At 58.5% G+C, this 24,080-nt stretch carries 7 protein-coding genes; 5 read left to right on the top strand and 2 right to left on the bottom strand.

Annotated elements, in window-relative coordinates:
* Positions 1-21 precede the first annotated feature (21 nt).
* Positions 22-5,316, top strand: a complete 5,295-nt coding sequence (locus H1B37_RS25485) for a protein kinase domain-containing protein (RefSeq protein WP_182870103.1) — start codon at positions 22-24, stop codon at positions 5,314-5,316.
* 191 nt (positions 5,317-5,507) lie between these two features.
* On the top strand, positions 5,508-8,117 hold the full coding sequence (locus H1B37_RS25490; RefSeq protein WP_182870104.1) for a TonB-dependent receptor plug domain-containing protein: 2,610 nt from the start codon (positions 5,508-5,510) through the stop codon (positions 8,115-8,117).
* Here H1B37_RS25490 and H1B37_RS25495 read toward each other — a convergent pair.
* On the bottom strand, positions 8,114-13,165 hold the full coding sequence (locus H1B37_RS25495; RefSeq protein WP_182870105.1) for a caspase family protein: 5,052 nt from the start codon (positions 13,163-13,165) through the stop codon (positions 8,114-8,116). The genes H1B37_RS25490 and H1B37_RS25495 overlap by 4 nt on opposite strands.
* Positions 13,166-13,249: 84 nt before the next feature.
* Positions 13,250-13,837 carry a class I SAM-dependent methyltransferase gene (locus H1B37_RS25500; RefSeq protein WP_182870106.1) on the bottom strand — a complete coding sequence of 196 codons (588 nt, stop codon included), beginning with the start codon at positions 13,835-13,837 and terminating at the stop codon, positions 13,250-13,252.
* A gap of 383 nt (positions 13,838-14,220) precedes the next feature.
* On the opposite strand from H1B37_RS25500, the gene H1B37_RS25505 reads away from it, so the two are divergent.
* From H1B37_RS25505 to H1B37_RS25515, 3 genes are all read left to right on the top strand, one after another.
* On the top strand, positions 14,221-15,465 hold the full coding sequence (locus tag H1B37_RS25505; protein WP_353620917.1) for an NTP/NDP exchange transporter: 1,245 nt from the start codon (positions 14,221-14,223) through the stop codon (positions 15,463-15,465).
* 248 nt (positions 15,466-15,713) lie between these two features.
* Positions 15,714-16,940 carry a pyrophosphate--fructose-6-phosphate 1-phosphotransferase gene (locus H1B37_RS25510; RefSeq protein ID WP_182870107.1) on the top strand — a complete coding sequence of 409 codons (1,227 nt, stop codon included), beginning with the start codon at positions 15,714-15,716 and terminating at the stop codon, positions 16,938-16,940.
* 485 nt (positions 16,941-17,425) lie between these two features.
* Positions 17,426-24,061 carry a lipase family protein gene (locus H1B37_RS25515; RefSeq protein ID WP_182870108.1) on the top strand — a complete coding sequence of 2,212 codons (6,636 nt, stop codon included), beginning with the start codon at positions 17,426-17,428 and terminating at the stop codon, positions 24,059-24,061.
* The last annotated feature ends 19 nt before the right edge of the window (positions 24,062-24,080 follow it).

Raw genomic sequence — 24,080 nt, forward strand, 5'->3', positions numbered from 1 at the left:
CCCGTCGAATTCCATCCTGGGATGGAAGTTGTCCCGGGCTATACCCTGATCGCTCCCCTCGGCAGCGGGATGGCGGGAGACGTGTGGCAGGCCCAGGCTGCCGGCGGGATCAAGGTCGCACTAAAAGTGGTGCGCAACTTGAAGGATTTGGGCGGCCGCAAGGAGCTCAAGGCACTCAAAACGATCCGCGATGTGCACCATCCCAACCTGTGCCCCTTGTTCGGATTTTGGACCAAGGACGCTGATGGGCGCGTACTCGCTGACGGCGAAACCGAGGAACTGACGCTCGATTCGATCAGCGGTGTGGGAGTCGGAGTGGGCCCCGGTCAGGCTCGCGCTGGGCAAAAGTCTCCGGGGCAACACGCACCGGGACAGGGGCCCCCCGCACCGCCGGCGACGGACGCCACGACGGACACCCAGAGCGACAAGATGGCGGAAATGGGCGACACGATGGCGATCGGGAGCGGAATGCCGTATTCCCCGCCCGCGGTGGAGCCGTCGTCCGAAACGCCGGTTCCGACGGAGCCTGCCAAGCCCAAGGTCACCGCCGAACAGCTGATCGTGGTGATGGGGTTGGGCGACTGCACGCTTTATGATCGTTTGAAATTCGTGCGTCAGGATGCGGGTTTGGGGCCCGATGCCTACGACACCCCGTACGGATTGGACGCGGCCGAAACGGTGCGTTACCTGCGCGCGTCGGCCAGTGCGATCGACTTGCTCAACCAAGAGCATCAGATCTATCACTGTGATATCAAACCCCAGAATATCCTGCTGGTCGGCGGCGAGGCTCAAGTGTGTGACTTTGGGCTCGCCAAGCAGATGGAAGGCGACATGCGTCAGACGCAGCAGGCCTTTGCGACACCGGCCTACGCGCCGCCGGAAGTGCTGCACAACGAGGGCTACAGCCGCCAGGTCGATCAGTACTCGCTGGCGGTCACCTATTACGAGCTTCGCACCGGTCTGCTTCCGTTTGACATCACCACGCACGCCAGCATGTTGGTGGCAAAGTCGACGGGAAAGCTGAACCTCGACGCGCTCACGCCACCGGAACGAAAGGTCTTGCAAAAGGCACTTCGCCGGGTGCCGAGTGAGCGATACGGTTCGTGCACCGAATTCGTCAACGCGATCGCCGTCGCATCGGGGGTCGAAAAAAGTGGCGGCATCACGATCGGCCGGATCATCACCGCGGTGGCCGTCTTGCTCGTGACGGTGGGACTGGGCATCGGTGTGTGGAGCGTGACCCATCCGGAGAGCTTCAACGCGTTTTTCTATCGCAGCGAAATCGAGGTCGCGGAACGTCTTGCCACGGAGCGCTCGAGTTATGAAGTCGCCGGGCCGATGACGTTCGAACAATCACACGTTTCGCTGACACAAGTGATGCATCGTTCGGCGCAAATCTCGCAACAATCCGAAGGGGAATTGAAGGACCAAGCCGATGCCCTGTTTGCCGACGCGGCGACGCGGTTGATCGGCAAGATCCACACCGTGCTGAAACAGTACGAAACCAGGCCGGGAGCGGTCGTCACGACGGAGGAAAGCCAGGCGTTGGCGACCTGTCTTGCTGAGCTCTCGCTGGAACCGACCGAATCAAACAACGCCATTCTTGGTGGGCTAGAAAGTTGGCGGGGCACCAACGACGCACTGCTGCAAAACGCCTGTAAAGAATACCTGTCGCTCTATCATGCCGCCGTCGTCCGCTGTGGTTTGTTGCTCGATTCGAATTCGACCGATGAATCCCGGCAACCGACTGACGTGGCGAGGGCCGAACACGTGGACGCGCTGCGCCGATCGCTCGATGAGCGTCCAGGCGATTTTTCGCAGGGATCGATCGATTTGACACTGGCGTCCCTGCTGCCGGTGTTGGCGACCATGCCGGCCGAAGAGATCAAAACGTGGACGGCCGAGCAGTGGCTGGATGAAACGCGACTGAGCGATCTGATTCGAGCCGAATTGGTTGTCCGTCAATTCGGTCCGAATGCGTTGTATGCCAATCGTTGGGCCGAAATTCGTGAAAGATTCACTTTGGCTGTCGAGCCGGCGGTGACCGGGACGGCAACAACCGTGGGTTCAATCGCCCCATCAACCAAACAACGTGTTCTGGACGGTTTTCCAGATCTGCGGACGGAAAAACAAATCGCCCAGCTGCGGACCGCGGTCCAGCAATCCGAGTGGAGCCAAGTCGATCGTTTGATTGAACAATTGCGCAGCGCGTCGGCGATCAACGCCGAACAGAAAGCGGTCCTGGCCGCTGTCGATGCCATGGCACAACATCGCTCGGCGGACAATGCCTTGGAATTGACGCTGACGTCGATCAACCAAACGGGCATCCCACCGAATCGATTGCGGCACTTGCGCATGCAACCGTTGCTGGCAAGCTACATGCGCGAAATCGCGAGCCGCATCGTCGCTGACCCTGACGACCGCTCCACGCGTTTTTACACCCAGATCAACAGCGCCCGATGGGTGCAAGACAAACTCCAGATGTCGGTTCCGGAGGAATTCGTGGCCGCGACCGCGATTTCGTTGCTGCGTGAGAGCCCGGAATTGATTTCCGATCCTGCCGGGCAAGCCCCGTTGGGGTTGGACCTGGACGCGTGGTTAAAACAGATCGATGAATCGGCAACGTCAGCCGAATTGTCGGCCGCCATCCGCATCGAACGTGAAATCGCCAGCGAGCCGGCGAATCCATCCGTCGTGTCCGCTGCGGCGGAAAGGTTGCAATCGTCCCAGCACAACTATCTGGGAAAGATTTCCAAGGACTATGCCAATTATCTGTTGGCGTGCGCGGCCTGTCTTCAAAACCAAGACATCGGGCCCCTGGCTGACAAACTCGCCACGGCATCACGAGAGTCGATCCAGGCATTGGGCCCGACGCGGTTGTATTTGGGGACGGACATGCTGGTCCGCCACGCGATCGCGTCATCTGGTATCGCTGATGACGAAGTCGTGTCGCTGCGTTATTCCCAGGGGTCTGCAAACGCATCTGACGTCAGCCGGTCCCGATCGTATTTGAAGCTGGCCGAGACGCTGGTTCGATCGACCGACCAGGGGGCTCCCACCGCACTGGAACGCGAACTGTTTCTCCAGGCGGTCGCCAGCGGTGGCGCCCAGGCCAGCCGAATCGCGATCCCGCGACTGGTCCAAGAGCGGTTGGATTCGGCCGAGACGACCACGGAACTGTCCACGCAAACCCTCAAGGCGCTGCATCGGATCGGCATCGGAATGCGGCAAGCGGCGCGGGATCCCCAGGAGCGACAGGACATCGCGCTGCGTTATCTGCTGCGACCTTCACGAGCTTTGTTGGAGCGGTTCGGACGTGATCGATTCGGCCCCCGAACCGGTGATTCCAACGCCAAGGGGGTTCTGGTGCGCATGGTTTTGTTGCCGACGGTCCGTGACGTCGTTTACGACGCGATGCGGTTCGCTGATGGGCAACTGCTGCCGAGCGGTTTCCAAAAAGAGTCTCCCTGGCCGGTCGACGAAGTCACCAAGCTTTGTCAGGTTGCCGCGGTAGCGTACCGGGATCCGATGACGCGGACGGAATTTCAAGACAGAGACCTATACCGCCGCCAACGGGTCGCGATCTCCGCCATCGCCTCACAAGACGCGTCCTTGTCGCAGGCCGATGCCAGGGAGTTTTTGAGCGACGTGGCAATGGCGGCGGTCTCCATCCGCAGTTGCGACGGGCAGCAATTGTTGACGCTGGCCGACAAACTTGCCCGATCGGGACGGGCCACCGATGTCATTGAATTTATCCGCAGCGAAGGTTTTGAACGATTGGCCAACGCCAGCGAGACGCGTGCCCAACAGGGAGTGTTTCTAAAACAGGCGTTCGATGCCACCGAATCCGCATTGTCGTTGATCCCGGATGACACCAATCAAACCGACCCGGACGCACAATTGTTGTATGAAGTTTCTGCCAAAAGCGCGGACCTGGGCGTGCGACTGGCGTTTCTGCAACAGCCGATCAGCGACAAGCTGGCCTACCTGAAACCTTCCCTCTCGCGGGCCGATCGCGCGCTCGAACTGTATCTCGACCAATGGGCCGAGGAAGTTCATTGCCCGATCGTTTCGGCTTACATCACCAAAGGAAACGTTTGCGAAGATATCGCCCACTATTGCTCCATCGGTGATGATGAAGCGTCGATCCGACAACGCGATGAGCACTTTCGTCTGGCGATCGCAGCGTTCAAGCAAGCCAAAAACAAGAACGATCAAGACCTGAAGACGCGATTCTCGCTCGGGCGCTGTGAGTACCGCTGGGCGATCACGCTGGATGGCAGCGGCAAAGACGCTGTGCTGGCCGACGCGTCCAGATCGCTCGGCGACCCACCCGCTCATCTGGAAAACCTTGGCGAAGTCGAAGCCAACAAGGCTGCCGAGTGGTACGTCTGGAAAATCAATGTCCAGTGGGAACGCGGCAATCAGAACGACGCCTTGCAGCTGGCAATCGAGGCCGTCCAACTGGTCCGCGACCGGCTGGTGCGTATTCATATTCGCAGCGATCTGGCGCGGAAATGCGGCTGGGTGATGGCCAAGAGCGGACGATTGAACGAAGCGATCGACTGTCTGCGAATCCTGGACGGCGAAGGTGAAGTGATGGATGTGATCCTGCGAATGGGATTGTTGTCAGACATCGCGTTCTTCGGCAACAACCCCGACAAAGCACTGTTCACCGTCCCGCTGCGAGTGTTGCAGCAGCTCGAAAAATTGCGGACGCTGACCGATGACGACGACGCCACCTACGAACTGGCCAAAATCGCCACGCGCGCCGTTCGCGAACAATTGGCCAATCGGATTCGCAGCGTGCAACCCAAGACGTCCAGCACGCCCGAAGACCTGTCGATCGGTCCCCAAGCTTTGGACGCCCAGCTCGATCATCAAAGCGATGGCCGCTATCTGCAGCTTTCACGTGTCTTTCTGGAAGGTGATGCCGCGGCGCGGAGCGGTGACGCCGACGCGATTTTCCGTTTCACCTGTGACCTCGCTTCGGTCGCCGATTCGATCCCCGAACCGCCGCTGTACGTCGAAGACCGCGATTACATCACCAACAACCTGTGTCTGATGGTGCTGTATTGCTTGAATGACTGGCTCGACAAACTGGCACAACAAGACACGTTGGGAAAGAATCAGATGCAGCAACGTGCCAGGGACGAGCTGTCAGAGGAAAAGCATGCCGCTGTCGTCAAATGCCTCGATTCTCTGAAGCAGAAGTTCTTGAACGCGCGAAATACTCGGTCTGCAAAGGTCGTCGGCGATGCGATCGAAATGGTCGACGATCTGGTGAAACAAGCACCGGAGCCTGCAGGGACGTGATCCAGGCCGTCTCCCCTTGCTGGTAGTTTGGGTGCGTTGGGCAGTTTCGAAGATTTGCCTAACATTTGCTTTAGGCATTTGGGGGTGACCGTCGATCTACCCCCATAAAGGCTGGTTGCGCGGACGAATCAAGGACGAGACGTCAGAATCGATCGATCTCCCATAAAAACTGCTTGTTGACAGGGAATGCAATGTTTCGAAAAAGGCAAGGACGCCTGCTACCGTTGGCGGTCGTGACGTTGATCTCCATGCCCGCCGTGATGGCCGACGAGCCGGAACTTAAATTGCCGGCAACAGCTCTGCCGGCAACCAGCCAGCCTGTCACGGATGTCCGTGCCCCTGAATCCGGCACTGCCGGGGTTGCCGAGCCGAATTTTCGGCTGCTGCGCATCGCCGAAAACCTCGAGCAAATGGTGGCCAGCGGGGTGATCCCGGCTCAGTTCGAAGAGGAAGACCTGTTTGGTGCCCCCAGCGAAGCGGTCGGCCAACAGGGACTGCAGCCGATCGACGCCGGCCCTTCGGGCGGCTTGGAATCGTTCGACGCCGGTGAATTTTCCGAAGAGTTCGGGTTCGGCGATTGGAGTCTGATCAGTCGTCCGGCCCTCAGCACGGACACCTCGTCGCTGGTCGATTCGGCGAGTTTCATCGAGGACTTGGAACAGGTCCAGGGGACCAGCGAAGTCGGTTTGTCCGAGGCGCCCGCGGTCGACATTGTGACCGCCCAGCAGTTCAATTTGACCACCACACCGGACATCGCAGAAACGCTGGTCGCCAACCCGACGACCCAGACCATTCGTGCCCGCCAGCGCAGCCAAGTGGGCTTTGATCCTCGGATTCGCGGGTTCTACACCGGTCAGGTCTACACCGGCCATGACGGATCGTACCAGTTCCCGGTCCGTAGCGACCTGGATGGCGTGTTCTCGAAAATCGATCAGTCGTTGATCGGCAACATGCAGGTTTATAGTGGCCCCTACACGGTGCGCTACGGCAGCGGGTTCTCATTCTTGAACGTCGATACGATCCCCGCACCGCGATACCAATGTGGCTGGGAAAACCACGTCCGCTTGGGAACGAACGTGCGTACCAATGGTGGCCAAACCTACAACACGATGACGTTATTTGGTGGCGGCGAGAGTCTTGGCTATTTTGCGAACGTCGGCTATCGCAAAGGTAGCGATTACGCCGCCGGCGACGGGTTGCTGGTTCCGTCCAGCTACGACGCGTTCAACCTGTTCACCGGGATCGGTTACGACATCGACCGACAAACCCGTAGTGAGTTGCGATACACGCACATTGACCAGGACAACACCGAATACGCGGGGCAGTTTTTCGACGTCGATGATTTGAAAAGCGACGGGCTGACGCACAGTCTGGTTCACCGTGACGACCGGGCCGGTTTCGGTTATCGCATCGACAGCTGGGCGAACTACACCACGTTCAACGGTGACACGGCCAATGGCAGCAAGCGACGCGTCGACTTCCCCGTGTTGCAACGTGTCGACGACGCCTTGGCGGAAATCGGCAGACCGATCAACACCGGGCCGTCGCCGACGCCCGTCGTCGCCGCCCCCGGCCAAGAATTTTTTGGAACCGTCGACGGCGATTTGATCAGTGCCGGGATGCGAGCGGGATTCACGCAAGAGCTTGATCGTGACCGCACCGTCGGAGCCGGCGTGGATTTTCGGTATGTCCGACAAGAAATCGACGAATCATTCGACCTGTCCGATTTCACCGACAATATCGGGAATCCTCTGGACAACTTCAACACCGGATTGCCGGCCGCCGAGGTTTTCGAACCCGGTCTGTACACCGAGTATTCCTTCAGGCCGCGACCGTTTCTCAGCACGGCCGTGGGAGCCCGCGTCTCGTTGGCCTACACCGAAGCCGACGAGCGGGACGTCGCTCTGGATCGCTCGAATTTCCGTGACCCGTTCACCAACGAGATCAATCAAGACTTGGACGTGTCCGACGTCTTGAGTGCGTTTTTTATCACCAACGACATCGATCTGGCACCGGCTTGGAAAGCCCGCATCGGTTTCGGCTATGCCGAACGTTTGCCCAACCTCGAACAGCGTTACAGCGACGGTCTGTTCTTGGCAATCATCCAAAGTGGATTCAGTCGCGTGATCGGCAATCCTACGCTTAGCAAGGAACGCAATTGGCAGGTCGATGGTCGTATCAATATGGAACACGACTATTTGCGTGCCCGATTGAGTGCCTTCCATAGCTGGATCGTGGACTACATCACCTACGAGGCAAACGTGGGCGACGATCCCCAGGGAGCCCGATTGCTGCGTGCGATGAACACCGAATACGCCACGCTGACAGGATTCGAGTACTACTGCGAAGCGGATCTGGTGGACGGCTGGCAGGTGTTCGGCAGTTTGGCGTATCTGGACGGGCGTGACCGCGAGATCGATCAACCGCTGGCAGGAATCAACCCGCTGGAAGGACGCGCGGGTCTGCGGCTGATCGACACCAGTCCTCGCAACGCCTGGGGAGTCGAATGGGGCTTGCGGATGGTGGACAACCAAGATCGCTTGGCGACTCTGCGCGAGGTCGCGCCGGCCACCGGGGTGGTGGAACTGGAAACCGCGACGCCCGGATTCACCACCAGCTACATTCGCGGCTACTTCCGACCGGCGGGCAACGTCAACATCACGATGGGGGCGGAGAACCTGTTCGACAACAATTACTACGAACACCTGAACTTGCGGCTTCCTCCGGAGGGCCGGTTCGGGCAAACCGCCGTCTTGTCCCCCGGTCTGACACCGTACTTCGGCGTGGAAGTCGACTACTAACGGCTGTCAAAGTCGATCGGGACCGACCCGGTGGCCGCCAGCGTGCTTTGTTTCTGAATCTCGCCGGCGGCGACGACACTGAGCGAAACCGACGTGTCGGCATCGGCGAAATCAAACGTCCGTGTGACGACACGTTTATCGCGGTACACGACGGTGGAGGCTTCGTCACAAAGCGGAGTCGGCAGAACGCGAATGGTGTTGGGTTCACGTTCCTGGGTGTATTGCTCGGTCACTGTGACGCGGATCCCGCCGGCGGGATTGACTCCGCGTTGGGTGCGAAACGAGACGCCCGGCAATTCATCCAACGTGATCCGCCCCGGCTGGTCCAGCGGAATGGGGATTCCGGCCAAACGTTGATCTCCGAAACGCATCCAAGCTTTCACGGCGACTTGATCGAATCGCGCGTCAAAGTCATCGATCCGGCACAGCAGGATCGGAATCGGTTGACGTTCCAGGAACTCCGGCAAACTGAACGAATACGTCTCGTTGCGTCCCCGGGCGGCCGCCCGACTGTCGATGCCCGTCAGTTCGATCCAGATGTCGGATGGCCGCGGTGTGAATTTTCCATTGCCCCGATCACCATTGGCGCTTTCGAGCGCCACCTGCAGAGTCAACTGGCGATCGACACGTTTGCCCATCGGGCCCGCGCGGACTTGAAACCGGCTCGAATCGGTCAATTGCGTCGAGATCTTGTTCAGCGGCGTGAACTGAAAATTAAACGGTTGATGAGACAGCTGTTTGTCCGCAAGAATCAATTCGAATTGTTCGCCGCCTTCGACTCGGACATCGGTCCTTTCGTCGATCGGATCGCTGGAATCGGGCACGATCGCTCGGATGGAAAACGGTTGAGCCGGCAGGACCGGGTGTCCGCTGGGCGTGGCGACGCCGGTCGGCGGCCACTGGGAGATCGAAACGATCGAATCAAAGTCGGCTTTGACACTCGCCTCATTGCGATTGCGTTCCCAAACGACCTCCGGTTTGCGGCGGATGTTTTGTAGGTGCCGCAGCAGTGCTTTTCCATCGGCGGCGTTCAGGAACTTGGCACCTCGGAATTCGTCTTCGAGTTGTTTGGCACCGATCAGATAACGCACAAACGTCAATTTGATGTTGTCTTTGTTTTTGATGTACAGCGTCTGTGCCTGATCGCTCAAGTCGTCGACGTTGACGTTTTCGGTGTGAACGACCGTCGGCAACCCATCGGTCAGCACGATGATGTGGCCGCCGCGTCGTGCGAGCTGTTTATAGGCTTCGGCAATCGCACGATACGTCGGCGTGGTGCCGATCGCGCCCAGGCCCGATATTTTTCCCCTCAAATCACCCAGGTGCCGTTGGTCCAGCGGTTTGATCGGCGCCGCAACACGGACGTCCAGGTTGGGATTGTTGGCGACGTTTTCGTTCCCGGCGACGTGGCCGGCGTCGACGATCTGTCCCTGGACGAGTTGTTCGATGCGAAACTTGAATTGACCGTTGACTTCGACCGGCCAGATTTTGGGCAACCCATCCCGACTGCGTTTTCCAGTCATCGGGTTGACCACCGACTCCTTAAACCCGAATTGATCGCCGAACAGAATCAGCCCGACTTCCACGTCCGGCGCTAGCCCGTTCAAAAAACCCGTCACGGCATTCTTGGCCACCTCCAGTCGCGACAACCCGACGTTGGTCGTAATCCCCATTGATCGCGAGCAATCCATGACCAACAACAGCCGTTCGGGTTCCTTTTGTTGGCGAATGACCCGCGCCGCAGGCTCGGCATAGTTGGGCAATCGGAAAACCGTCCGCGTCCCCCCGGTCAGTGTTTTAAACGCGATCCGTCCCGATCGACGCAGGCCGCGAAAAAACACGTCGGTCACGAGAGAGGCTTCCTCGGCCGGCGTGTCCGAGGGGACCGTCATCGGGACCGACACCGATCCGTCGGCCGATGGATTCAACGCCACGGTCTTGGATTGATCACCCAGCGGCGACCACACCGATGCGAAACCGGCCGGAACCGAAGCGGGGCGATCAAGGACGAATTGAACCTGCTTTCCGATGACAAACTTTAGCAACGTTCCGACGCGGAACTCTTCGGCCGGCTGGGGTTGGAGCGATGTCCGTGCGGTCGCCGCAGTCCCGGCCGCGGCCAGTCGCTCGCTCAAATCCACCCCGTCCAGATTCATCTTGATCGTCGGGAACAGCGGATTTTGATTGCGTGATTGCAGCAACCGATTGCCGGCGGCGACGAAGAACGGCTCGTCGCCTTCCCGCGCGCCGCACCAGAATTCATCGATGGTCCGCGCCGCGTGGTCGAACAGGAACAGTTGTTGGTCGATCGCAAAGCGTCCCTTGCCGATCTTTTCGACTTCGGCGGGGGCATAGGAGAACAGGATGGTGCGGCCACGCAGGTAGGTGTCCCACTGTTCGATTTGTCGCCGCGTTGTTTCCAGCGATGCCTTTTGCTCGGATCGTTTGATCGGATCATCGATCACGTCGTCGGCCAGTGTCCGCTCGGCCAACCGTCCGCCGACAAGTTCGGCGACCAGTTTGCGAAACGCGGCGCCGGTGTCTTGAAACAATGCGACCAGATTCGGCGGTGTGGCATCGGTGGCGTCGGTCGTCGCCGCGACAGCCCCCAAGAGCGCGGGGTCGCGGGTCACGCTCAACCAATGGTCCCAGACGTGTTTGCGGCCGATCGCCATCAGCTCCAGGGCGGCCGTCGTCGCGTCCGCGGCGGGTTGATGTGGCTGGTTGTTTTGGACGATACCCGCACCGGCACTTTCGTCGGCGATCAGATCGCACAGCCGCGTGTGCACCCGTTGACGCAGTTCGGCGCTGTCGGTCCCCGAACCGGCCAGCAGGGCAAAGTTCTGACGCAGCCCCTTGGCATCGCCCGCTTTCTCCTTGGTCGCCAGATTCAGTCGATCGATGATGCGTCCGGTCAGCGCGTCAAACGCCTTTTGTGCCTCCAGCCGGGCGGCGGTGATTTGTGGTTCCCGCGACTGGATCGGTTGGTTGTCGTCGTCCTGGGGCAATTGCAAACGAGACACCAGCGCCGCCAACGCATCGATCGCACGGCCGACGATCGCTCGGGTCTGGCTATCGGGAAACTGTTCCTGATAATCGAAGGCCGCCATGTCCACCATCAACGTTTCGGCGATGCGTGGAATGGAGTGCAGCATCTGGTCGCGCAACTGATACGCTTGCGAGATCTCTGCTGCGGATTGCTTCAGCGATTCGAATCCGACGCGGACCTCGGCCCAACGGCTGCGGCCGAGCGTCTGTTCGCCGGTGTTTCGCGACAACATCCGATCGACACACGCCAGCCGTTGTTGTTGCAGATCGGCAAGGCGACTTCGGATCCAAAACGATGCCCGCAGATCGTCGCTGCAGAGCGTCTGACGGCTCAGGTTTTGACATTCGAACAGGGTCGCGATGGTTTGCGGTTCCAAATGTTGTAGATCGGGGGCCGCGCATAGCCGCATCAGTTGTGATTCGAGCAACGAGGCCGGCTGCACGCCGGTCACCAAATTGGCACGATCCAACAGTTGTGACGATAGCGACAACGATTCCGCGGCGTACTTTTTCTCTTCGATCCATGGCAACAGGAATCGGATCGCCTGTGCCTCGTTCATCGGCACTTGAACTGCCGCGGCGATGTCGGGTTTCTTTCGCCAATTGGCGACCATCTCTTCAAACGCCGCACCTTCATCCTTGCTCCAGCCGGCGCGTTCAAGTTCCGGGCCGCGGAAATAATCGCGCAGCGCCAGTTCCGGCAAGGAACTCGGCTCGGGCATGGTGTCGGGGCCGATTTCGAATTGCGTCAGATCACTTTCGCAACCGGACCGGATCGTGACAAAGCGGTCTCGATAGCCTTTTCCGGCCAACAACAGGGCGTCCAGCCGTGCCAGTTTTTTTTCCAGCGTCGCCCAACCCAACGGGTTAAATGCCAGCGGCGGGTGTGTCATCCGCGTCAGGCGGTTGTGTCGCTGCCAGAGCGTATCGAGTTCTGCAAAGTCGCTGCGAAGCCGGTCGACATCGACGCCTGTTTCCGGCGGCGGCGGTTGCGGCCCGGGCTGGCTGATAAAATTCCAATCGGCCGCCTGCCGGCCGACGATCATCGGCGTCTGCGTGGCATCCCACGTCGCTTTGGCATATTCGTTGACCTGGCGTTTCAGGTACTCGGCGATCTCTCCCACCGTGACGGTGTTGTCGCCATCCAAGTCCCCTTGCCCGGTCAACGCTTCAACCAGGGCTTGGGTGAACAAGCCGCGTCCTTTGCGTGGATCCCACCAACTGCGTTGGCCAGGGCTGGCCGACAAAACGACGGCGATGCGGTCGGGCACGCCGCCGGTGACTCGCTCGCACGCTTCGGAAAACGATTCGGAAAACTGGCCCCAATCCCACTGGGAGCCGACCCGCGCCGCGTCGATAAACAACACCGTTTTGACGTCTTTGGAATCACCGCCGCGTTCGTCAAGCGTGCCGACGATGGCGTCAAACAGGTCTTGAAACCGGATCCAAGTCTGTTCGCTGTCGGCGCGGCTGTCACCGACGGCCAGATACGGCGTCCCCTTGTCGACGAACCCGTGTGCGCTCAAATAAATCGCGATCATGTTGCCGTCGGGACCGCCCGGCTGGACGGTCGCCAACGGCTTGGTGATCGCCGAGATCAGACGATCGGTTTCATAGCCCATCACGCCCGATGCGTCGTTGGGATCGCCGACCACGACGACGTTTTCTGACGGAGCGTTGGCACCACCGCCGAACCACGACCAAAGCAATTCGACGTCTTCAAGCGCAAACGGATTCGGGGCGGTGAACAAAGCCGAATTGTTCGCCCGCGCGCCGGATTGTGAGACGACTGATACGATCAACGGAACGTCACGGTCGGGCGAGCGACGCAGCATGTACACCAACAGCGCCAACAACAGAATCCCCAACGTCGAAAGCATGCTGACGCGGAACAACAGCTTTCGACTTTCACGCCCGCGATGGCCGAATTCCGTCGTCGTTGCCGCGACCACGCGTTTGTTGGATTTGCGCCATCCGGCTCGTTGGTTGGCTTTTGCCATCGTACTGTCGTCAGGGATTGATGATGAATGCCGTCGGTGACTGGTGTCTATCGGCATTCTAAGGCACGGCTCAGACCGAATCGATTACCCGCCACCGTAACTGCGAAAGAATGCCGAAAAGCGTTCGGCGCCGTCGGCCATCAACAACCACGTCCCAGGCGGCATCACCGATTCAAACCGCTCGCGAACCGCGTTGGCCTGGCCGGGCCAGCAATAGACGAACACGACATCGGCCGCAACGATGACGTCGTGATAGCTGGCGTGGACGACCTCGGCATTCAATCCAAACTGCGCGAACAACTCGCCAGAACGCCGAGCCAATTCGGCGTTGATCTCAATGCCCGTCGCCCGGAATCCCAACATCGCCGCGATGCCGGTTCCGATGCCTGGACCGCTGCCCCATTCGCAGTAACGCTTTCCAGGAACGACCCGCAAGTACGCGTGCAGTAACTCGGCGCTGCTGGGAATGTAATCGAAGCAGTCGACGGATTTGCCCGCCATCCGCCCGGCGTCGATCCATTCGGCGACGCGGCGGGGAATCGGACCGGGGGCCGGATCAAGTTCAATCGGTTGCAGGCACATGAGGTGATGATCAATGGAGAGTGATGGTTCGAGAATCAGCAGGTCGCCCCGGACGACAGACCCGGTTTTCAGCTCCGATTTTCGTTGCACCCGAGCGATCGTTGCGTACTTCCTTGCCCGCTCAGACCAGTTTCGTTACTTTCTAGCTGGACAGCGGCACTTTGGACAAGAAACATCGTTGACCGCTGGTCGAACGTAGCTACCTTCGCCAGAAGGTGGATCCCCGGGGTCTTCCACGCTCTGGCTACGTCAAAGTGGCGTTGTCCAGCTAACGATCGACACGATCCGGCAGTGATCCGGGATCTTCAACGACGCCGACGCGGCGGACAGGCACCACCACCATAGCGGGCAAAGCGATTCACGAACCGGCCGATCGTCGCGATTCACCAGACCAGGCCGATTGCCCGGGTGAGGGCGATTCGCCTCAACACCCGGTTTTACCCGAGGCCCCCGATGCTCACGCCGAACGCGGCGTGGCGATCCTGGCGGCGATCTGGTTCTTTTTTGTCTTGCTCAGCTACAGCGTCGTCCGGCCGGTGCGGGAAACCATGGCGGCGATCGGCGGGACCAAGCAACTTCAGGGGCTGATGCTGGTGACGTTTGCGACCATGCTGGTCGCCGTGCCGATCTATGCGGTGCTGGTCAATCGGCTGCCACGCCGTTGGTTGGTCCGCGTGGTGTTTCACTTTTTCACTCTGTCGCTGCTGGTGTTCAGTGTCTCGCTCAGTTTCGGCAACGAACCGGTCCGTGTCTGGGCGGCCCGAGTCTTCTTCATTTGGGTCAACGTTTTCGGGTTGTTCGTGACCAGCGTGTTTTGGTCCGTCTTGGCCGACCTGTTCAGCAGCGAACAGGGCAAACGTCTGTTCGGACGGATCGCCGCCGGGGGGACCGTCGGGGCCGTGACGGGATCGCTGTTGACCAGCCAAGTCGCGACCGAATTGTCGACCGCCGGGCTGCTGCTGATCCCGATGGCGACGCTGCAGGCGGGATTGTGGTTTGCTTGGCGATTGGAGCGGCGTGTGGCCAAGGAGCCGTCGTTTGCACCGAAAGAAACGCCACGCGATGCGGACCGGCCTCCCGCGGTTGGTGGACTTTGGGAAGGCGTCACGCACGTCTTGCAATCCAGCTACCTGGCGTCGATCTGTATCTACCTGTTCTTCGTCCAAGCGGCGGGCACGCAGTTGTATTTTCAGCAGGCCGAGATCGTGGGGGCGAGCGTTCCCGATGATCAATCCAAGACACAACTGTTCGCCTACATCGACTTTTGCACGCAGGTATTGACCCTGACGGCCCAGTTGGTCTTGTCCGGGTGGATCCTGCGTCGGCTGGGCGTGGCGGTCGCGTTGGTGATTTTGCCGCTGGTCTATCTGGTCTCGTTTTCTGTGTTGTCGGTCGACGGCAGTCTGGCGGTGGTTGCCACGGCGATGGTCGTCACCCGCGCGGCCGGTTATGGAATCACGGTGCCGGCCCGGGAGGTGTTGTTCACCGTGGTCAGTCGCCGGGACAAGTACAAATCGAAAAGCTTTATCGACACGGTCGTCCTGCGTGGCGGAGATGCGCTTTCCAGTCAAGTCTTGGGGTCGCTGCGAAATCTGGCCGGATTCGGGTTCGCGACCCTGAATCTATGGAGTTTGCCCCTGATCGCATTGTGGTCCTATGCGGCTCTGCGGCTCGGTCGCCGCCAGCGGCAACTCGCCGAGCGAAAAACTGTGACGTAGCTACGCTCGCCAGAGCGTGGGAGACGCCGGGGATCCGACGCAAGCGACAATTAACCGGGGGGTGTGACATGCGAGCACTGCCAGGGTGTGACTCCCAAGGACACTTTCATCGCCCCAGTGCCCCGGTTAAGGGCACGCCTGCTTCGGCTCGGCTGCCCCGGGTGACCGGTCGGTCGATGCGTCGTAAAATGCGATCCGGCATCATCACAATCGAACAGTCCAGTCAACGGTTTAACGAGACAACAGTCATGGCAGTAAAGAAGGTAGGCATCCTGACGGCGGGCGGACTTGCGCCCTGCCTTTCTTCGGGAATCGGAGCTTTGATCGAGCGATACACCGAGGTGGCGCCCGAGGTCGAAATCATTTGTTATCGGTCCGGATACAAGGGCTTGCTGTTGGGCGACAGTTTTGTCGTCAACCAGACGGTCCGGGACAACGCCGCCCGACTGCACAAACGTGGCGGCAGCCCGATCGGCAACAGCCGCGTGAAATTGACCAACGTCGCCGACTGCGTCAAACGCGGCCTGATCCAAGAAGGGCAAGATCCATTGGCCGTCGCGGCCGAACAGCTTCGCAAGGACGGTGTGGATGTACTGCACACGATCGGCGGAGACGACACGAACACCACCGCGGCCGATCTGGCGGCGTTCCTGCGACAAAACGATTATGAACTGACCGTGGTCGGACTGCCCAAGACCGTCGACAACGATGTCATTCCGATCAAACAAAGCCTGGGCGCGTGGACGGCTGCCGAACAGGGCGCGCGATTCTTTGAGAACGTCGTCGCCGAACAAAACGCCAATCCGCGGATGTTGATCGTGCACGAGGTGATGGGGCGAAACTGCGGCTGGCTGACTGCGGCGACGGCCGACAGTTACACCCAGTCGCTCGATCAACTGGAATTCCTGCCCGATGCCGGACTCAGCCGCGAGCGCGACGAAGTCCATGGGGTCTACATCCCGGAAATGGAATTCGACCTGGAAAAGGAAGCCGCTCGTCTGCGCGGTGTGATGGACGAACTGGATTGCGTCAACATCTTCATTTCCGAAGGTGCCGGCGTGGAAACGATTGTCAAAGAAATGCAATCGCGTGGGGAAGAAGTCCCGCAGGATGCCTTCGGGCACTACAAGCTGGATGCCGTGAACCCCGGCAAGTGGTTCGGCCAACAGTTCGCGGCAATGATCGGCGCCGAAAAGACACTGGTCCAGAAGAGCGGATACTTCAGCCGAGCCGCCCGCGCCAACGAGAAAGATCTGGCGTTGATCAAAAGCTGTGCCGACAAAGCGGTCGACTGTGCGATGGCCGGACAGGGCGGCGTGGTCGGCGAAGACGAAGAACGTGGTGATGAACTGCGGGCGATCGAATTCGAACGCATCCGCGGCGGCAAACCCTTCAACAAGAACGCACCGTGGTTCGTCGATCTGCTCTCGGCCATCGGCCAACCCCACGACAGTCAACAGTTGCAGACAAGCTGACCCCAAGGCGGCATATCACCAAGGCGAATCAAGCGCAACGGCGACCGCAGTCGCCACGCCGGATTGCCACGCATGTGATGGGACCAAATGCAAAAAGAGGACGCAGCCGTCCAATGTGTCCCATGGGGCTTAGCGGATGACCATTGCGCCGGCGAGCCGCAGGAAATGTGAACGCGGACGCTTTGGGGCATCATTGCGCACGCGTCATGATTCTTCGTTGACGCGTGAACTCGATCGGCGATCAGATCGATACCCGCTTCTGGATCGTTGTGGCAGTCTGCCGACATCTGACCGAATCTTGCGAGGGGTGGGCACCCCCACTAAACTTTGCATCGGATGCTGCCACCCGAGATTCATCGGATCCGATTATGCCACCAGTTTCACCTTGTCGCCGAAACCTTTTCAATCACCGCCGCCGAGTTCGCCGGAAAACGTTCGAACGCCTTGAGACTCGACGAGTTCTGACAACCTTGTTTGTCGATGGCATGGCTGCGTCCGGTGGCGACGGAGCGGATTGGACGTCAGCTTTTGTCAGCTTGGAATCGGCATTGGCCGAGGCCCGCTTACGAAACAACGACGTCGACTCAGCCAACGATGTCGACGAGGTTTGGATCGCCGAAGGGACTTACCGACCTCAGCGAATCTGGGATTCCACCAGTCGGCGGCTCTCCACATTCGAGATTCCCAATGGCGTCTCTCTGGTCGGTGGATTCGCCGGATCGGAGACAGTAGCAGATCAGCGACCTAGAGAAGCCGATGGCACACTGGCTTTGTCGACGGTGCTGTCGGGAGACCTGGACGCAAACGACGATCCCGCACTTCCGTTTACAAGTGTCCAAGAGCACCGGATCGACGAAAACGTGCTGACGGTGGTTTGGGTTCGCGGTGATCAATCCGTCAAGTTTGATGGCTTGACGATCACGGGCGGCTGGGCGGAGTCGACGAACATTGGTTTCGGCAACCCGACAGACATCGGACTCTTCGTAAAACATCTTGTCGGAGGCGCTGCGGTTCTGGTGACCGGATCCGGGACTGTCGATTTGGTCGATAGTGTCGTTTCACGCAACTATAGCGGGTTCGGCGGCGCGGTCCGCTCCGAAGTCTCACCGCTTGTGGTGGCAGGGACGCAATTCATCGAAAATGTAACCAATTCAATATCTGCGTCCAACGGCGGAGCGATCTACGCCGGCGGCGGTTTATCCGTGTCCTCCAGTGTGTTTGTCAAGAATGAAGCCGAAAAAGGAGGTGCGATCTATAGCGTGGCAGAGTCCACAGTGCAGGACTCCAGATTCGAGTTCAATCGCGCCGATGTGGGTGGTGCAGTCTATGCGGCTGCGAGCTTAGCTGTCTCTGAAACAGATTTTTTTGATAACGAATCGGTCGCCGGGATCTTTGGAGGCGGAGGAGCAATTCACGGTTCGGGGGCTGTCGAGGTATTTGGCGGAACATTCTCAGGCAATACGACAACGCAGGGTCTCGGCGGTGCGATTTGGGCCGAGCGAGTTGACCTCGATAGCACGACATTTTCTGGCAACGTGGCTTTTCGTGAAGGCGGTGCCATCTACGCAACGCAACAGGTTTTGGCCAATGGATCGACGTTTATGGACAACCAGGGATCGATCGGCGGTGCGATCGCAACCGAATTGACCGGACAGACGACCCTCACCAATTCAACGATCAATCGGAATGTCTCCACTTCCCGAGTTGGCGCCGTCTCGACCGGCAGCGCGACAGTCCATGGATCGACAATTCAAGGCAATATTGCCGACCGTGGTATAGGGGGGATTGATGCGTTCGGCGATATCGTCGTGTCCGATTCATCGATTCGTGACAATCAAGGTGTCGGACTAGACGCTACCGGACGAATCGAGGTTACAAATTCACGAATCAGCGGAAACTCGAGCGGAGGGCTCACCGGGGGCGTCGTCACAGTTGCCGACTCAACCATCGCCGACAACGAGGATGGTGGTGGGATCATCGCGAAGACCTCATTGACGATGACCGACAGCATCGTTCGCAACAATTCGAAGACGGGCGACGGCGGCGGTATCCTTTCCAATGCGATCAACATCACGGACTCGACGATTTACTCGAACCGGAGCACCGGTGCTGGGGGAGGCGTCTCTCGCTTTTCCGGATCCGCGTCCGCAAACTTTATCATCTCGGGTTCATCGATCTCGAATAACACCGCAGGAAGTTCGGGAGGTGCGATTTGGGGACGCGATCTCAACTTGATTGATTCTCGAGTCTCAGCCAATGTCGCGACCGGCGACGGCGGCGGCATTCTAGGAGAACGGATGACGATCACAGGATCCGTGTTGACCTCGAATAAGTCAGGGCTTCGGGGAGGTGCAGTCTCGGCGACCGAGCTTGACATTGAAGAATCGGTTCTTTCCAGCAACGAATCCGAGTCTGATGGCGGCGCGGTCAAAGCGTCCCAAGTCGCCGTCACCCGATCGCGACTCGATCGCAATGAATCAGGCGGCGGCGGTGGTGCTGTCCATGCGGATTCCGTCACGGCGATTGATTCGTCTTTCAACGAAAATATTGCCACGGGAACCGGTGGGGCCTTTTCGACCAGCAGTTTCACGGCTCAGCGAAGCAACTTTTTTGGCAATCATTCCGGGGGACGTGGCGGTGCGGCGTTGGGAAATGGAACGATCATCGAGTCGACCTTGATCGGTAACGTCGCCGCCGCGGATGGCGGTGCCGTCTATGGCGACGTCATCGCCGAGGCGAGTACCTTCTTGAAAAACCAAAGTGGGGGACAGGGTGGGGCGATTCGTGGTAGTAATGTTTCGCTTTTTGAGACCGATGTTCTGTACAACGAATCGCAAGACGATGGCGGAGGCATTCATGGGTATATCATTTCGTTGAATGCTTCAGAAGTGCTGAACAATAGGTCGCAAACGCGAGGCGGAGGCATCTATGGTTCTCAAGTCCAACTGTCCACATCGAAGGTGCTGGCGAACATCGCCGGCGGCGATGGCGGCGGAATCTATGTTACCGGCGGAGTTGATTCGTCGTCGTCGAAAATTGGAAACAATGAGGCGGGAGGGAACGGTGGTGGTGTCCATGGAAGCATCGATGCGACTAACACAACGGTGTCGAGAAATGAGGCGGGGGGCGATTTCGGTGGCGGAATCTTTGGCGGTGCGACACTCGTCGATAGCCGAGTGAGCAGCAACACGGCGAGCACCCTAGGTGGCGGCATCTACGGCGGTGTCTCCGAATTGGCCGGAACCACCGTCGTCGGAAACGGACTCATCTCGCCACCGGACCGGTTGGATCCTGCCACCAATGAACCTGTCCGCGAGTATCACGATTATCCCCGCGATGGGCAGGGGGCGATCGTGGACTACAACCGCATCGTCTACCGGCCTGGCGAAGACATCTACTCTACCGGGCGATCGCTCCAAACCACCGATAGCACGATCGGTGAGCTCAATCACCATTACAGCCCGGTCACCGTCGTCGGCTTAACGGCGGTGATCGGCACGCTTTCGATCGAGTTCGGCCAACCCGCGACTTTCGATGGCTCGGATTCGATCGAAGCCACCGCGTACAACTGGGACTTAGACCATGACGGTGAATACGACGACGGTTCGGGACAAACACTCAGGAAGACCTGGGCCGAACTGGATTCGCTGGGCTTCTCTGTCGGTGTCCACTACATCGGATTGCAGGTCTCGAGCGTTGATGAGCAAGGGGAGCCGATTTTTGACACCGCCGTCGCGCGCATCACCGTCTTTTCCACTGACGAACAAGACGATGATCAGCCAATTCATCCGGAGATTGTCGCACGTTATCTCGCCTATGAAGACCTGGAGCCTGAAACGCAAGTCGGCTATGGCAACTACGTTGTTGACAAGGTGTTTCGTAGCGGCGAGTTCTTTGCGATCGGTTTGGTTTTAAGGACCGCCCAGGGGGAGGAAAGTGAGCCGATCTTAGCCTTCCGTGGCACCGACTCGAACGTCGAGCTGTTGACAATCGATACCAACGTCAATGGTGTCGGGTACTCCCAATACGTCAACAACCGTAGCGCCATCCGATCCTGGCTGACCGAGCAGAAAGGTCAGGGCAACGCGGTGCAATTAGTTGGGCACTCACTCGGAGGAGCACTCGCCCAATGGTTCGCTGTCGATTGGTTGCAACTGGATCCGACAAACCGTCTGGCAGCGATCACCACTTACAATTCTCCCGGGATCGACAGCGAGTTTGCTGAGCTATTCGATGCCCGCCGTGCCGGGGCCGTGGTGCACCATATTGTCGACGGCGATTTCGTTTCGATGGCGGGTGATCGGTTCATTGACGGACAGGTCAAATCCTATTTTATGAACACCCTCTCACCGATCAACAAACATCTCCTGCCGGTCCAACTGCCTCAGGTGCCGGTTGCGGGAAGCCGCGAAGGAGACTCCAAAGCATGTGATTCGGGGAGTGTTCGCTGCAACCCGGGTGTCACCCCAGGCGATCTCACGATCGAGTCGCTCAATAGTTTCTGGTTTCACTACACCAGTTATGAGTACTACGGCGTTCTGTTGGCGGCACAGATCGCATTCGGAGCCGCTGATGACGTCGGCGTGGCGATCTCGGGGCGGCGATTTCAACCCGCGATGCTGGTTTTTCGAGGGACCGCCGAGTTTGCACGGACTCAATTCGGGCAGACCCTTCCTCAGATTCTGGGCGTCGAACCCGTCGACCCGACGCTCGATAAATTAGTGATTGATGAGATCAAGGCGCCGTTCTTGCCCTTCTCGTTGAAGAAGTTGGAACTCGAGCGTACCCCAGAGCATGGTGTGAAGGTCGGCGCTACATTCGACTTTCCATTTGTTGATCTACGCGGTGAGCTTGAATTCCGAGCCAGCCAAATCTATTCGGCTCGAATCGAGATCTCGCCCGAAAAGCCCTGGCCAATCTTTACGTCCGGCCTGTTCCTTTCCAAGGCTGGGCTGGAGGTGGGGAACTTGACACGTTTCTTTTCCGTCGAACCCCGACCAGGAGAGCCGCCTGAAAAGTTGCGGCTCACGGGTATCGGCGAACTGACCTTCCTGCCGGAAGCGGAGCTCGAGTTCCCTAAGGAGCTCGAACGATGGACGGGGAGTCTCAGTTTGAGTGTGGCCCTGGCGAAATTTGGCGGCGAATTGACGGTTGAAATCTACAAACTCGATGATCAATGGTTCATTGACTTTTCCGATGCTGAAGCCGAATTCAGTCTCGTCCTGGCGGAATTCAACGGTGCACCTGTTTTTCGGCTCGCACACGGAACGGGGTCGGTCAACATCGATCCAGATCAGGATCGCTCTGTCATCGAAGGAACGATCGAACTGCTCGGCGGTGTGATTCACGGTGAAGCGCAAATCGTGATGGATAGCTCCTCCGAGAGAGACGAATTGCGTCTGAGGGATCAATTGGTCGTCGACATCGCCCAGATCATTCCCTTCGTCGACTTTGATCCATCGGTCTATACCACAACACTCTATGTCACCGACGACACGAATAATCGAAGCAACGAGTTCTTGCGAGTCGAAGCGTCGGAAGTGGGATGGTTCAACGTCGGTTTCGAAGCTCGATTTGACGGAACCTTCGATTACTGGATCGGCATGCGTGAAGAAACGCCGGCGACGGCAGTCGGTACGAGAGCATACCGATCCTCCTCCACCCTCTCACCCCGGACTGCCGTTGTCATTCAATCCGAGTCGCCTGTCGGTTCACGCCAATTGAGGATTCGCAAGCCGGACGGAACGGTCATTCTACAAAACGAATTCAACAACCTCCCGGACATCGCTTTGAGCACAAGCATTGTTGGTGAAACAGTGCGCGTCTTAAAGATTCAGCAGGATTCCAGCACCGTGCGGACGTGGGTGATTGATTTTGTAGAAGGTGATCTGAATATACAGACGTCCTATTTTGTTGACGATACTCCTCCCAGTTTGCAAATTGATCCTCCGACGACGATGGCTGACGGATCCGTCGGTTTGAGTTTTCAATTGACGGACCCAGATTCCGACGCTCGGGTGAGTTTTTATCTCGACCATGATCACGAAGGATTCGATGGATACGAGATCGCCCGCAATCTTGGCGAGACAGAACAGTCCTTCCGTTGGCAACCGTATGGCCTACGATCGGGAACCTACTACGTCTACTCGGTGGTTCGCGATGGAGTGAATCCTCCGATCGCCGCGTACCTTGATCAACAGGTAACGATCGAAACGTCCGCCGAATTGATGGTCACCGATTCAAGTGGTGTCCAAGATGACCAATACGTACATTTTGGCAATCGCACGGCGGATTCCACAAACAGCGAACTCCATTGGTTCACGCTCGAAAACATTGGCAACGGGCCCGCCGACATTGATGATCTAATTGTGACCGGTCAAAGTATCAATGAATTCGATGTGACCTATGACGGTGTTCCGCTGTCGGGCAGTCCATCGCAAAAGCGAGTCATCTACCCCGGCGAATCAGTTCGGGTCGAGTTGCAAGCGTTCCCGCAAAGTGGCGGAGCCAAATTCATTGACCTTCAAATCGACGGCAACTTTCAACAGCGTCCATTGACACTATCAGCGACGATGCGGTCCTTGCCCCGTGCCGCCAAGGTGTTGTCCGCTGAAATCGACGATGCGAGCGGGCAACGCTCGATCATTCGGACGATAACGGTTACCTTTGATAAATTGGTTGACATTGATCCAAACGCGTTCACGGTGACGAAGGTGGGAACGTTAGGCGGCCCCGTCGATGTGCAGGTCAAGCACTTTTGCGACGTCGCTGGGAACACCACGGTAAAGCTTGAGTTTTCCGGGGAACAGACCATAAACGGTAGCCTGCTTGATGGTCATTACGAACTGATCATTGATGCAGACCAGGTCTTTTCGGAAGGTTTGCTACTCGACGGCGGCTCCGGAGCCGGTACGGATTATGTGGATCATTTCTTTCGCTTCTTTGGCGACAGCGATGGAGACGGGGACGTCGACGGCCAAGACTACGGCCGATTCGGACTCACCTTTTTGCGAAACAGTGATCGTGAAGGATTCGATCCGATCTTTGACTTCGATCGTGATGGCGATGTCGACGGACAAGACTACGGCCAATTCGGACTGCGTTTCTTGCGAACGCTGTAGCATTCACTTTCGACGCATC

This window comes from Stieleria mannarensis (assembly GCF_014154935.1).
In the GTDB taxonomy this organism is placed as follows: Bacteria; Planctomycetota; Planctomycetia; order Pirellulales; family Pirellulaceae; genus Stieleria; species Stieleria mannarensis.

Excerpts from the sequence above, each read along its gene's own strand:
- H1B37_RS25485 (WP_182870103.1), top strand. The coding sequence starts at position 22 with ATGGAAGTTGTCCCGGGCTATACCCTGATCGCTCCCCTCGGCAGCGGG.
- H1B37_RS25490 (WP_182870104.1), top strand. The coding sequence starts at position 5,508 with ATGTTTCGAAAAAGGCAAGGACGCCTGCTACCGTTGGCGGTCGTGACG.
- H1B37_RS25495 (WP_182870105.1), bottom strand. The coding sequence starts at position 13,165 with ATGGCAAAAGCCAACCAACGAGCCGGATGGCGCAAATCCAACAAACGC.
- H1B37_RS25510 (WP_182870107.1), top strand. The coding sequence starts at position 15,714 with ATGGCAGTAAAGAAGGTAGGCATCCTGACGGCGGGCGGACTTGCGCCC.
- H1B37_RS25515 (WP_182870108.1), top strand. The coding sequence starts at position 17,426 with ATGGCTGCGTCCGGTGGCGACGGAGCGGATTGGACGTCAGCTTTTGTC.